The 13,043-nt window shown below is 67.5% G+C and carries 12 protein-coding genes; 1 reads left to right on the forward strand and 11 read right to left on the reverse strand.

Features of this window, described 5'->3' with window-relative positions; genetic code table 11:
• Positions 1-47 precede the first annotated feature (47 nt).
• The 6 genes from GOAMR_RS11520 to GOAMR_RS11545 form a co-directional block, all read right to left on the reverse strand.
• Complete coding sequence (locus GOAMR_RS11520; RefSeq protein ID WP_005187437.1) at positions 48-1,439, reverse strand: MFS transporter; 1,392 nt, start codon at positions 1,437-1,439, stop codon at positions 48-50.
• Between the two features lie 80 nt (positions 1,440-1,519).
• Complete coding sequence (locus GOAMR_RS11525) at positions 1,520-2,221, reverse strand: hypothetical protein (protein WP_005187439.1); 702 nt, start codon at positions 2,219-2,221, stop codon at positions 1,520-1,522.
• A gap of 95 nt (positions 2,222-2,316) precedes the next feature.
• On the reverse strand, positions 2,317-3,525 hold the full coding sequence (locus GOAMR_RS11530; protein WP_005187442.1) for an MFS transporter: 1,209 nt from the start codon (positions 3,523-3,525) through the stop codon (positions 2,317-2,319).
• Between the two features lie 130 nt (positions 3,526-3,655).
• Positions 3,656-4,996 (reverse strand): lipase family protein, encoded by a 1,341-nt coding sequence (locus GOAMR_RS11535; RefSeq protein ID WP_005187456.1) that lies wholly within the window; start codon positions 4,994-4,996, stop codon positions 3,656-3,658.
• A complete protein-coding gene (locus tag GOAMR_RS11540) occupies positions 4,993-6,234 on the reverse strand; it encodes a hypothetical protein (RefSeq protein ID WP_005187461.1) in 1,242 nt (413 codons plus the stop codon). Before GOAMR_RS11540 ends, GOAMR_RS11535 begins: the two co-directional genes overlap by 4 nt.
• 73 nt (positions 6,235-6,307) lie before the next feature.
• Entirely contained in the window at positions 6,308-7,153 is an 846-nt protein-coding gene (locus tag GOAMR_RS11545) for a nucleotidyltransferase domain-containing protein (protein ID WP_005187463.1), read from the reverse strand.
• Between the two features lie 256 nt (positions 7,154-7,409).
• Between GOAMR_RS11545 and GOAMR_RS11550 the strand changes: the two genes are divergently transcribed.
• Entirely contained in the window at positions 7,410-8,165 is a 756-nt protein-coding gene (locus GOAMR_RS11550) for a helix-turn-helix domain-containing protein (RefSeq protein ID WP_005187465.1), read from the forward strand.
• Position 8,166: 1 nt separating this feature from the next.
• Here the strand turns inward: GOAMR_RS11550 and GOAMR_RS24775 are convergent, their stop codons facing one another.
• From GOAMR_RS24775 to GOAMR_RS11570, 5 genes are all read right to left on the reverse strand, one after another.
• Entirely contained in the window at positions 8,167-8,358 is a 192-nt protein-coding gene (locus GOAMR_RS24775; RefSeq protein ID WP_138943689.1) for a hypothetical protein, read from the reverse strand.
• Positions 8,359-8,727: 369 nt separating this feature from the next.
• Positions 8,728-9,234: a hypothetical protein gene (locus tag GOAMR_RS11555; protein ID WP_244427390.1), complete on the reverse strand. Its 507-nt coding sequence runs from the start codon at positions 9,232-9,234 to the stop codon at positions 8,728-8,730.
• A gap of 255 nt (positions 9,235-9,489) precedes the next feature.
• Positions 9,490-9,642, reverse strand: coding sequence for a hypothetical protein (locus GOAMR_RS25145; RefSeq protein WP_005187469.1), 153 nt, complete (start codon positions 9,640-9,642; stop codon positions 9,490-9,492).
• Positions 9,623-10,723, reverse strand: coding sequence for a carotenoid 1,2-hydratase family protein (locus GOAMR_RS11560; protein ID WP_005187472.1), 1,101 nt, complete (start codon positions 10,721-10,723; stop codon positions 9,623-9,625). The genes GOAMR_RS25145 and GOAMR_RS11560 overlap by 20 nt, the downstream gene beginning before the upstream one ends.
• Positions 10,724-11,084: 361 nt before the next feature.
• Positions 11,085-13,016 carry a heavy metal translocating P-type ATPase gene (locus tag GOAMR_RS11570; RefSeq protein WP_040515063.1) on the reverse strand — a complete coding sequence of 644 codons (1,932 nt, stop codon included), beginning with the start codon at positions 13,014-13,016 and terminating at the stop codon, positions 11,085-11,087.
• Positions 13,017-13,043 lie beyond the last annotated feature (27 nt).

The following is a 13,043-nucleotide window of genomic DNA, read 5'->3' on the forward strand; positions in this document are numbered from 1 at the left end:
GGCGCCCCGCAGCACTCCCCGTGGCGTCAATAGTACGAAAGTCACCTTTACTGACGTGAAGGAATGCGCTGCTCGGTGGCCCGTCGCGCGGAAAGGCCGGCGGAGATCCCGAACAGCGCGAGGCCGCAGGCGGCGACGATGATCCACACCGGCAGGCTCGCGGAAGTGAAATCGGTGGCGCCGGCGGCGAGACTGCCGGCGAGGGCGATGCCGATCGAGATGCCGACCTGACGGGCCGTGGAGGTGGTGGCCCCGGCCACGCCGGAACGGGACGTGGGCAGGCTGCTCACCGCGGTGTTGGTGACCGGGGCGCTGGCGCACCCCACACCCGCCCCGACCAGCAGGTACGCACCCACCAGCAGCGGGACGCTGTCCGACGGCGCCAGCCCGATCAGCAGCAGACCGCCGCAGGTGAGCGCGACACCGGAGATCGTCAGCGGCACCCGGGCCCCGACCCGGCTCACCAGATACCCCGACAGCGGCGCGCAACAGATGACGGCCGCGGCCATCGGCAGGACTGCGGTTCCGGTCGCCAGCGCCGTCCAGCCGCGTACGTCCTGCAGGTACATCGTGGTGGTCAGCAGCGTCATGCTGAACGCCACGAACACGACGAACGCGCCCGCGATGGCGCCGGTGAACGCCGGCACCCGGAACAGCGCCGGTTCGATGACGGGTTCGGCGCGGCGCGACTCCACGGCCACGAACACCGGCACCAGGACGACGAGGGCGGCGAACCCGGCCAGGCTCAGCGGGTCCGTCCAGCCGAGCTCGGGCACCTCGATGATCAGCGCCACCGTGACGGCAAGGATCAGCACCAGCAGCAGCTGGCCGGGGATGTCGAGCCGACGGACCTTCCCGCCGTGCGATTCGGGCACCAGCGCCACGATCAGCACCACCGCCACCACCACACACGGCACGTTGATCCAAAACAGGGCGCGCCAGTCGAAGGCGTCGATCAGCGCGCCACCGACCACCGGTCCGGCGGCCAGGCTCACCCCGAACATCGACCCCCACACCCCGATCGCGCGGGCGCGTTCACCCGGGTCGGTCATCGTGGTGACGATGATCGACAACGCCGTCGGCGTCAGCATTGACGCACCCACGCCCTGGCCGACGCGGGCGAGCAGCAGCACCCCGAACGACGGTGCGAGCGCACACAGCAACGATGCGACACCGACGATCGCCATGCCCGTCAGCAGCATCCTTCTGCGTCCGAACCGGTCGGCGAGGGCACCGGAGGTGATCAGGAACGACGCGAACACCACCGTGTACGAGTCGACGACCCACGAGTACCGGTCCGGCTCGGCGTGTAGTCCCGCACCGATCTGAGACAGCCCGACGGTCACGATGGAGGTGTCGAGGCCGACCATGAACATCCCCGACGCACAGACCGCGAGAATCGTCCAGCGGCGAGCCGCGCTCAGGGGTGCACTCTCCACACTGTTCGCCTTTTGAGTGGTCATCGCTTTTCGGGTGGTCATCGCTTTCGGGTGGTCATCAGTCAGGCGTTCATCATGGCTCACTCGTCATGCCGCCCCGATCCCATGCCGCCCACACCCACTCCCATCCCCATTCCGCCGCCCATGCCGCCACCACCCATACCGCCGCCTCTGCCGTCGCGGTCCCCGCCCTGTCCACCGGAGCGGCCACCACGCGCACCCGACGACGACGGCCGCGCCGGCCCCTGCCGCGGGATCCGCAGGTCACCGGGCACCGGATCGAGATCGAGTGCGCTGCGGATGAAGTCACGCAGCGAGGCGACGAGTTCGGCGGTGTACACCGGCCTGCCCGCCACCAGATCGCGGGCCGCCTGTTCGGCCAGGCGCACATGCTCCTCGGTGCCGAGCAGGAACACATCCGACAGCGCCGCCTCCACGGTGTCGCGGGTCCGGCGCGCCCGGTCCGACCCCGCACCCGTTCGCATGTCGGCGTCCTGATCCACACTGGTCTGATCGGCATCGGCGTCACGAGACGCGGCCTTGATGTCGCGCAGGTGCCGCGGGTCGACGGCCAGATCGCCGGTGAACGATCCGCCGAGCACCTTGTACGCCGCGATCAGCGTCTTGAGCCGCTCATTGATCTGCCTGTTCATCCGCTGCTGCCGCTGCTGCACGGTGAACATGATCAGCAACCGCGCCCCCACACCGATCACCATCACCATCGTCAAGGTGAGCAGCGACGTGAGTACCCCGTTCCACGAGGTGAAATCGAATCCACGCATACGCACTCCTCCCGGTCGGCAACCTTCACACAACGACGAGAGGTCACTCCGCATTCCCGTCACCGGCCCGGTGCCGCCAGCGCGGTTCGGCGCATTCAGCCGGTAGGACCGACAGTCGTGCGTTCGATGGTGGCGCAGATCGTGGCCCAGATGGCGAGGGCGGCCGCGGCGATGACGGCACCGATGGCGCAGACCAGGAGCCAGCCGCCGGCGTCGTAGGCGAGGGATGCGAGGACCGAACCGGCGACACCGCCGAAGAAGAACGTGACCATGTAGGCGGTGGTGAGGCGGCTGCGTTCGTCGGGATTGAGGCCGTAGATGCGGTTCTGGTTGGTGACGTGCGCGGCCTGCACCCCGAAGTCGAACACCAGGATGCCGACGATGAACGCGAACACGTTGTGCATTCCCAGCGCGAGCAGACCCCAGCCGATCAGCACCATCGACCAGGTCAGGGTGGTGCTCAGGCGGGCATGTCCGGCGTCGGCGAGACGGCCCATCACGGGTGCTCCGGCCGCGCCGGCGGCACCGGCAAGGCCGAACAGGCCGATAACACCGTCGGAGTAGCCGTACTCCTCGGCGAGCAGGAACGTCGAGGCCGTCCACATCATGGCGAATCCGCACATCGCCAGGAAGCCGAGCGCCATCCGGCCGCGTAGCACCGATTCGCGGCCGATGATCGTGAAGATCGACCGCATCAGTTTCGGATAGGTCAGGGAGGCCGTGGGCGCGATCGGCGGCAGGATCCGCAGGAGCAGGACCGCCAGCACCGCCAGGGCCACGGCGGCGACGACGTAGACCGTACGCCAGCCGCCCACCTCGGCGATCAGACCGCTGACCGTGCGTGCCAGCAGGATCCCGAGCAGCAGACCACCCATCACGGTGCCGGTGACCCGGCCACGTTCGGACGGGTCCGCGAGCCCGACGGCCATCGGCACCACCACCATCGCGGTCGCCGAGGCGATGCCGCCGAGCACCAGCAGCACACACAGCGTGGCGAAGTTCGGCGACGCCGCGGCCCCCGCCGACGTCACGACCGCCACCGCCAGCATCCCGAGAATCAGCCGCCTTCGATCCATCACGTCGCCGAGCGGCACCAGGAACATCAAGCCGATCGTGTAGCCGATCTGCGAGGCCGTCACCAGGAACCCCGCCGTCGACGACGAGACGTTCAGATGGTCGGCGATGGTGACTAGCAGCGGCTGCGCGTAGTACAGGCCGGCCACCGACGTCCCGCACGTCACCGCCAGCAGCAGAGTGATGGCCCGCGTCAGCGTGAACGACTGGTGGTGGTCGGAATCGGTCATGCTCGTCCTGCCTCGCGCTGGTTCATCCCCGGCCTCCCCCGCTGGTTGAGGTGCCGGGCGACCTCGCACCTCAACCGGCTGTGGGGTCACAGACGTGCAACAACGACCGGAATCGGGCTGTTATTCCCGACTACCTGGTGAACTGGGCGTCGACCCAGGCGAGGGTCTGCGCGCCGATCAGATCGGTACCCCAGTGGTAGAGGTTGGTGATCATCTCCACCCAGCTGCAGTTGGTGGGTGCGTAGGTGACCGGGGTGCCGCCGCGACGGTACTTGGCGGCCAGGTTCCGGGCATCCTTGGCGGGCACGATCGACATGACCGAGTCGTCCTTGGCGCACGAGGTGATCAGCACCTTCGACTTCGGTGCCCGCTTACCGAGCACGTTGTCGCGGTAGGCACGCTGGAACGACGGGATGTCGGCCGGGTTCTTGTTGCCCTTGAACAGGGTCTGCAACGGCACGAACGGCATCGTGAAATAGGCCGGGGTCTGGCACTGGGTGCGGTACCAGTCGGCGATCTTCTTGCCCGTCGGATTCAGGTGCGCGTCGATGTTCATGTCCGGGTACTTCGGCTCGAGACCGAGCAGGTTGGCGAACGCGAAACCCGAACCGACAGAGCCATTGGCGACGCGCATGAAGTTGCGCTGATCGATCACCATGCCCTCGAGCACGGTGCCCTTCACGTTCAGCTCCGGCGCGTACACGTCCTCGTCCTCGGCGGCGCGCGCCGCCCCGACACCACCGCCGGCGATACCGAACAGCACCACCTCGGCGTCCTTGCGCGGCGCTTCCTTCGGCAGCTCCTGCGCGGCGCGCACGGCGTCGAGCTGGGCGTGTCCGGCGTAGGTGCCGGCGAACACGCCGTGCGGTGACTTGTCACCGTTGTTACCGACGTCGGAGATGGTGACGGTGTAGCCCTTGTTGAACATGATCGCCAGCGGGCCGAGTGCCGACCACGACGCGCCGTCCATCGGGTTCTGGCCGGTCCATTGTCCCGACGGGTGGCAGTTGCCACCGACCGAATCGTTGGCCTCCTGATAGCTGACGACCTTGCGGTCGACGCCGGGCCGGCCCTGCGGCACCATCACGATGCCGGTGCTGATCTCCGTCGTCTTGGCGTCCAGACCCGTTGTCACGTACATGATCTTGTACGCGTTGAGGTTGGCCGGCTTGACGCCGGAATACATGACGTCGACCTTCTTGGATTTCAGCAGCTGGCCGGGCTTCTCCTTGCCGGTCAGTTTCGGTTCCTTGTAGAAGGGGTCGTCGGCGGTGAGGGCGTGGAAGATCTCCTGCGGGCTGCCCATCTTGGCGCCGGCGAAGGCGCCGACGACGAAGCCGTTGAAGATCTCGGGCAGCGTCGGCGTCTTATGCGTGGGCGCGGCGTTCGCCGCACCGGATCCGGCGCCGAGCAGCGCCAGGATCGTCACCGCCGTCGCGGCGACTAGACGAATAATGTGGTGCTGCTTCATTTTACGACCTCCACACGAATCTGCTCGGCCATCGAGTACAGGATCTGCGGGATGTTCATGATCGGCCGGTGCGACTCGAATTGCCGCTCATACGGTACCTGGAGGGCGGCCCGCAGCTGGGGCCACCGGTGATTGACCATGAACTTGTACTTGGGCAGCAGTTGACCGCTGATGTACTTCCAGCGCTCCGGGTACACCGACCAGTCCCAGTCCGGAAGCGGGGTGGTGAGCTTGAGGCGCTTACCGTCGGGGGTCGAGGAGTACAGCACCACCGGGTCCAGCGCCCGCGGCGGCTTCACCCCGGCCACCGACGGGGAACCGGCCACCGTCGACAGGTAGGTGACGGCGGCGCCGACCTTGCCGCGGTAGTTGCGGACCTGATCCCACTGCTCCTTGATCACCTCGCCCTGCTCGCGGCGCAGCAGCCGGGCGTTGCCGGCGGCGATGCGGTCGGGGTTCTTGGACGCGACGTTCTCCCAGGCGCGGTAGATCTCGTCGTCGAACAGTCCGGCATCACGCATCTCGGCGAGCGCGGGCAGCCCCTTGTCCACATACGCGGCGTGCATCGGCATCAGGTCGGAGAAGATGTTCCTCTGCATCACCATGATCATGCCGAGGATGTAGTGCAGGTCGTCGCCGTTGATCTTGGCGCCACCGTCGGCGAGGGCGAGCAGGCCTTTGGGGAGGAAGTTGCGCAGCGCCGGGCCGCCCGCATCCATGACCGCTTTGACGACGGCGTTGGCCGCCAGCCCGATCTCCTTGACGTCGAACGGCATGCTGAACAGCTCGAAGTCCACCAGGCCGCCACCGAAGTCGGCGCCCACCTGGCCGCCCATGCCCGCCCACTGCAGTTCGCGGTGCGAGAGCTGGAAGTCCTCGTAGTAGCGGTACGACTTGATGAGGATGCTGCGATTGGCCTGCGCACCCTTGCGTGGGTTCCACGACTTGAGGTCGATCCCGGCTTCGGTGGTGGCCGTGGCCAGCCAGTACTGCGCCAGCAGCGCCTTGTACGACGTGGGCGCCACCCCGGCCTTGCGGGCCTGCCCGAGCAGCCGGCCCAGCGTCGGCACATCCGTCGGCAGATCGGGGTGCAGGCCGCCCGTGCCGTGCGCGGCGTCGCGGTTGATCAGCGGCAGGTTCAGATACCGGTCGTACTCGGCGGCGCGCGCCGGGGCCGGCGCCAGCATCGACGCGGCGGCGAGCATCGTCGCCACCAGGAGCAGGACCGCCCGGCCCATCCTCGTCATACGCCCTCCTGAGAATGTGGTTTGAATCACCCAAACATGGCATGAGAGCAGGACAAAATCAAAGTTATGTGCCATTCCCAGGCGGATGGTCACCGACGGTCTCGCGCACCTCGCAGATGAGTTGCCGGGCGGTGTCGACCGAACGGCGGAGCGCCGCGGGGGCCGGATCGAGCAGTCCGACGCAGCCGTGGGCACGAGATGCGAACTCGTCGGGGGTCGCCGGCAGCTCCGCGGCCGTGGAAATGATGCCCTTTTCGGTGGTCACCCAGCTGTGGGCGTGGGCGTGCAGGGCGTGCGCGGTAAGCGTCAGGGCGTGTGCGAGGACTCCGGCGACGTAGACGGCGTCACCGCCGGCGGCACCCTTGCCGGCGATGAGCACGTCGAAGTCGGCCTCCCACAGGCACTTCGACGCCAGCTCCCGGGCCAGGGCCGGCGGATAGTCGCGGCATCGGGAGCGCCGCGACTCGAGGTGCCCGTCCGGGTCGGCGATGATCTGCGAGGTGGCGAGCTCGCCGAGGTAGGCGACGTCGAGAAAGCCGAGCGGGTGCCCCACCTGACGGTGAAAGGCGAACTGCCCCAGCTCCGCCCGGTCCGCGATGGCGTCGACCCTGTCGAGATCGCGGTAGAGCCAGTCGACGGCCACCCCGTCCATCGTGAGCCACCCACCGCCGTCGACCCACGGCCCCCACCCACCGCGCGGTGTCAGCGTCACCCGCTCGTCGACGGCGGCGTCGGCGATCCGCTGCAACGCCGCGACGTCGAGGTCACCGGAGTGATAGATGCCGAAGTCCCAGTCCGAATCCGGCCTCGCTGTGCCCCGCGCCCGGGAACCGCCGAGCGTCACTCCTTGTACGCCGGGTACGTCGATGATCCGCTCGGACAACGCCGTCATCCGGTCAGCGATACCCATGCCGCGGACCTCCTACCTCCCTCGGCGCCGGGACCTGCCTGATGAACACCAGGATGGTGCCACCGAGGGTCCGGCACCCCCCTGGTGAAGTTCGACGTTACCGGCGGCCTCATCGGATTCGCCCCGATTCATCGGTTCCCATGGCCGGCGCCCGCCGGAGTCCTGCGCGACCACCACGGATCGGACGCGCGGTTGCGGTGTTCATTACCTTACGGGTCATGTCGCGCATGACCCTCGCGCGCTACCGTCGGAAGGCATGACGACCGCAGGGCCCCTCATCCGCTCCTGGCGGCAGCGGCGCAACCTGTCGCAGCTCGACCTGGCCACGCGTGCCGACGTGTCGACCCGGCACCTGAGCTACATCGAGAACGGCCGGTCCCGACCCACCAGCGGCATGCTGATGAAACTGTGCACACACCTGGATATGCCTCTGCGGGAACAGAACCAGGTGCTCCTGGCCGGCGGGTACGCACCTGCCTATCCCGAGCACTCGCTGTCCGCTCCACCGATGGCCGAGGCCAATGCCGCGGTCGAGGCGATACTCGCCGGGCATCTGCCGTATCCGGCGCTGGCCGTCGACAGGTATTGGGATCTGGTGGCCGCCAATGACGCGGTATGGACTCTGCTGGAAGGGGTTTCGGCCGAGGACCTGGAGCCGCCGGTCAATGTGCTGCGGTTGTCGGTGGATCCGGGTGGGCTGGCGCCGTTCATCGAGAACCTGCCCGAGTGGCGCGGCTCGCTGCTGCTGCGACTGGCCCGCGAATTCGACGCCGCGCCCGACGACCGTCTCGCCGCCCTGATCGACGACATCCGGGCGAGCGGCCCCGCATCGGCGACCGATTCGTCGGCGATCGTCGTGCCATTGCGGTTACGCAGAGGCGATACCGTGCTGTCCTTCATTTCCGCCACAACGGTTTTCGGTACCGCCCGCGAGGTGACACTCTCCGAACTCGCCATCGAGGCGTTCTATCCGGCCGACGCGGCGACCCGAACAGCCCTGGCCGGCACCTGATTCAGAGGCGGTTCCCCGTTCGCGTCGCCAGGACCGCGGCGGCGCACGCCAGAATCAGGAGAGCCGTGCACACCAGGGCGAACACCCCCAGTCCGGAGTCTCCGGTGCCGGCGACGTCGACCACCCGCGCGGCAAGTGGTTTGCCGAGGCTCGCACCGCCCGGCGGCCCGGTATGCGGACGAGCCCACGACACCGAATCACAGAGTGCCCTATGACTTCTCGGTTCATGGTCGGCCACCCGCGCCACCGCCGGCGCGGAACGATGCGAGAACACTCGGCCTTGACGGTTGCGGCAGATCGTCGAACTGTCCGACCACGACAATCTCAATGGCGCAAGGATTCTCGGGACTGTCAATCGATAGAACCTGTCTCGACAATATGATTCGCTTACCCGCCCAGCAACCCCACTGGGCGGGTAAGCAACGTGGCCGCGCCGCGACAGGCATCATCCATACCCTGATGCATGGTGAGATAAGGATAGACCGCATTGCCGCGAGATGGGCGTATCAGCGCGTTCCGCGTTTCGCCTTGGGACGGGCAGGGCCGTTCTCGGGCTGCAGACCTAGGGGCCCGTCCATTCGACGATATCGACCGATCCCCGGCACACCGCGCGCTGAGTGTTCAGCCACCAGAATGCGCCGCCCGTCTCGATCGTCGCGGTGAAATTGACACGTCCCTTTCCGGTGAACGCCCTGTTCACCGGGATGGACGGCTTCTGCACCAGAGCATTGGTGTCGCTTACCGCACGGCCGGACTTCTTGGTGGTCGTGTTGTTCCAGTCGATGACCACCCGGGTGCCGTACCAGTTGGGTCCGATGGAGGGGAGCAGGCCGGCAGGAGGGTTCGGGAGAGAGTTGTCACCGCTCAACAAGAGCGCCGGCACCAGCTTGCTCCCGCCCGGCGGCAGTGCTTCGCCGCTGCCCGCGTTGATGCGCCAGGTGAACCTCGGCGCCCAGGCCAGCGGGTTGGCGCTGCCGCAGCTGAGTCCGACGTCCGTTTTCGGCGCCGCAGACGCCTCGCCGCCGGCAACGACCGACACTCCGGTGGCGATCACTGATGCCCCGGCCACAACGGCCGCACCCGCCCTTATCCGGGTCAATACGGTATGTCCCATCGCCGATCACCCATTCCCTCTGTTGCGGTGGAGTTCTCAGTTCGCTCGCGATCCACACGCGAATAGCACACTACGCCAACGAGATTCAATACAGAGCAGGTCGACGCGACGTCCTGCGATGTGCGTTCGCGATGTCTTTCCACTACACCACAAATCGGACGCCGGCGGAACCCGTTCGCAAACCTAACGTCAGCTCGACCCCTCGCGGAGCTACCTTCCGCTGTAGACGGGGAAGACCGTGGCATCGCCGTAGTCCACGGCGCTCAGGGCTCGCAGGGTGGTCATGTCATCGGCGGAGATCTCGAAGTTCGTAGCCCCAGGAACCACGGGCTCCTGCCGGGTGCTACCCGGAGTGCTGGTCATGGTCGTCCTTGCCGAAATACATGAGTTCCCAGATCGCCGGTTCCGTCCGCTCGTCCACGATCTCGCCGTTCTCGCGGTGCGTGAGGGTGACCGTGCCCGAGAATCGCAGGTAGCAACCGTCGAACCCGGCGAGTTTGGCCAGCAGTTTCTTGAATCCGTGCACGCTGTCGATGAACATCGTGCGCAGGATGGTTTCCTCACGGTGGTAGGCGAGCGTGTACTCGGTGGTGCCGTCGCGGTAGGTGTAGACGTGGTCGTCGGCGACCGGTTTGCCGGTCTGCTCGTCGTCGTGGATGCCGGACTTCTCGAAGGTGACCTTGGTGTGGTCGTCGGCGATGACCTTGCCGTCTTCGGCGAGCATGAACACCGGCAGCGGGGTGTAGCCGAACTTCTTCTCCGCCACCATGTATGCGGTGATGAAGGTGTACGGGCCGGCCTTGCCACGGCCCCAGTACCAGTTGTTGAGCACCGACATCATCGGTGCGTTGCCCCAGTTGTGGTCGTGGTAGCCATGCCCGGTGGTGGTCGTGGAGGTGCCGTCGACCGAGTAGGTGACCTCGACGTTCCCGTACGGTACCGACGGCAGCCAGGCGAAGTATGCCTTCTCGTCGTCGCCGTAATAGGTGTAGCCGGTGCCGGGGCGCCACGGCTCCGTCTGCCCGGTGAGCGTGACCTCGGCCGTCACCTCCTCGAGGGACACCGAGATGGTGTACGTGTGCAGGTCGCCCGCGAAGCGATTCTCCCCGATCCGCACGTCGCAGGAGCCGGCCGACGCGGAGAAGGTCTCCGGGTCGAAATGGATCGATTTGTTGATGGTGCGCCCGTCGGGCAGATCGAGATCGAGCGCGATCTGCGGCGCCAGACCACGTGACGGTGCGGCCGCGTCCTTGGTGAAAAATGTGATCACCAGCTTGCTGCCGTCGGCGAGATGAGCGTCGAAATACCACCACTCGTACGTACCGCTCACCGCCGGATCAGTGCGTCTGCCGTCCTCGAAGAGGTCTACACCGGGGGTGATGCCCAGCTGCTCGTAGAATCTGGAATCGGTTGCGTGAAATGCCTTTTGGGGTGTGTGGGACATGGAGTTCAGCTCCTGTTTCGGATGGGGACGCGTACCGCTGCGATCACCGCACCGATATCAGTGTGCCCGGACACGCTGGCCATCGGGTCGGTGTAGGTGGCGCCGGGTGTCGAGCCGGATGCCCGCAGCGGCCGCGTTTTCCGCGGCGCGGGCGGGGCTGCGGGTGCCCGGGATCGGGACCACTGGTTCGAGTCTCCTCTCTCGCGGTCGACCGACCGGCCGATCGCCGACATCGGCACGCCACCGGCAGGTGCGCAACCGATCTCGGTCGAGTAGTGGTGCTGAACAGGGAATGCCGCACTGCTCGCGGGAGCCGGTGCGTTTCCTGCGCCGCGTGAGTGCGTTCCGGAGTCCGCTGCGGTCATTGTCCGGTCTCGCTACCGGGCGGGGTGAGGTCGAGGCGGCGAAGCAGCTGGGCGTTGAGGGAGACGACGACGGTGGAGGCGGACATGAGGATGGCTCCGACGCTCATCGGCAGGACGAATCCGGCGGGTGCCAGGACACCTGCGGCCAGTGGTACGGCAATCAGGTTGTAGCCGGCGGCCCACCAGAGGTTCTGTTGCATCTTGCGGTAGGTCGCGCGGGACAGGTCGATGACCGACAGCACCGCACGTGGGTCGGAGGAGGCGAGGATGACGCCGGCCGAACCGATGGCCACGTCGGTGCCCGCGCCGATCGCGATGCCGACATCAGCCCGGGCGAGAGCGGGGGCGTCGTTGACGCCGTCGCCGACCATCGCCACCGTCCGGCCGTCCGCCTGGAGCCCGGCCACCGTGGCGGCTTTGTCCTCAGGCCGTACCCCGGCGAAGACACGATCGATTCCCAGGTCCCCGGCGACGGTGTCGGCAACGGCCTGGGCGTCGCCCGTGACCATCACGACCAGTGTTCCGGTGGCGCGCAGTGCCTCGACCGTCTCGCGGGATTCGGGCCGGATCTGATCGGTCAGGCGCAGCGCGCCGATGACCCGGCCGTCGGCGATGACGTGCAGGATGATCGCGCCTTCTTCCCGCCAGGTTTCGGCGACGGCGAGTTCACCGAGGCCGTTGTGGTCGAGGAGGTAGGGGCCACCGACCTCGACGACGGTGTCGCCGACGGTGGCGGTGACCCCTTCTGCGGGCGCGGAGGAAAAGTCGTGCGCCTTCGGCACGGCGAGGCCGCGGGCGCCGGCGGCACCGGCTATCGCCCGGGCGAGTGGATGCTCGCTGTCGGCCTCGGCGGCCGCGGCCAGCGCCAGAACCTCGTCCTCGCCGTGCCCGTCGGCGGGCCGGACCGCGGTGACCGTCGGCTCGCCCCTGGTCAGGGTGCCGGTCTTGTCGAACAGGATGGTGTCGACGGTGCGCATCGATTCCAGCGCGAGGCGGTCCTTGATGAGGATTCCCGCGCCGGCGGCTCGTTCGACGGCGATGGAGACCACCAGCGGAATGGCCAGGCCCAGTGCGTGCGGGCACGCGATCACCAGCACCGTGATGGTCCGGACCACCGCCTCGTCCGGATCGCCGGCGATCGACCAGACGACGGCGGTGATCACGGCCGCACCGAGCGCGAACCAGAACAGCCACGCCGCGGCCGTGTCCGCGATCCGCTGAGCACGCGACGACGACGCCTGGGCGTCGGCGACGAGCCGCCGGATACCGGCCAGCGCGGTATCGTCGCCGGTGGCGGTCACCGTGATCCGCAGTCCCGAGTCGGTGGCGACGGTACCGGCGATCACCGGGTCACCGGTGCCGCGGCGAACGGTCGACGATTCGCCGGTGACCATCGACTCGTCCATGGCCGCCGACCCGTCCACGATTCGCCCGTCCGCCGGCACCGCCGAGCCCGGCCGGACCACCACGACGTCGCCGACGGCGAGGTCGCCCGGGGCGACCTTCACCACGTCGTCGCCGTCGACCTTCTCCGCTTCGTCGGGCAGCAACGCTGCCAGCGAGTCCAGGGCGGAACTCGTCTGAGCCAGTGCGCGCATCTCGATCCAGTGGCCCAGCAGCATGATGACCACCAGAAGCGCCAGTTCCCACCAGAAATCCAGCTCGTGGTCGAGCAGGTGCAGGCTCGCTCCCCAGGAGGCGACGAACGCCACCGTGATCGCCAGGCCGATCAGCAGCATCATGCCGGGCTTGCGTGAACGGATCTCGGAAACCGCGCCGTCCAGGAACGGCCGGCCACCCCAGAGATACATGACGGTGCCGAGCACCGGTGAAACCCACCGCACCCATTCGGTGTCCGGCAGGTCGTAGCCGAGGAGGTCGGCGAACATCTCGCTGAACACGATCACCGGGACGGCCAGCACGAGCATGATCCAGAACAGCCGCCGGAACACGGC

Origin of the sequence: Gordonia amarae NBRC 15530, from assembly GCF_000241345.1 — a bacterium.
Classification (GTDB): domain Bacteria; phylum Actinomycetota; class Actinomycetes; order Mycobacteriales; family Mycobacteriaceae; genus Gordonia; species Gordonia amarae.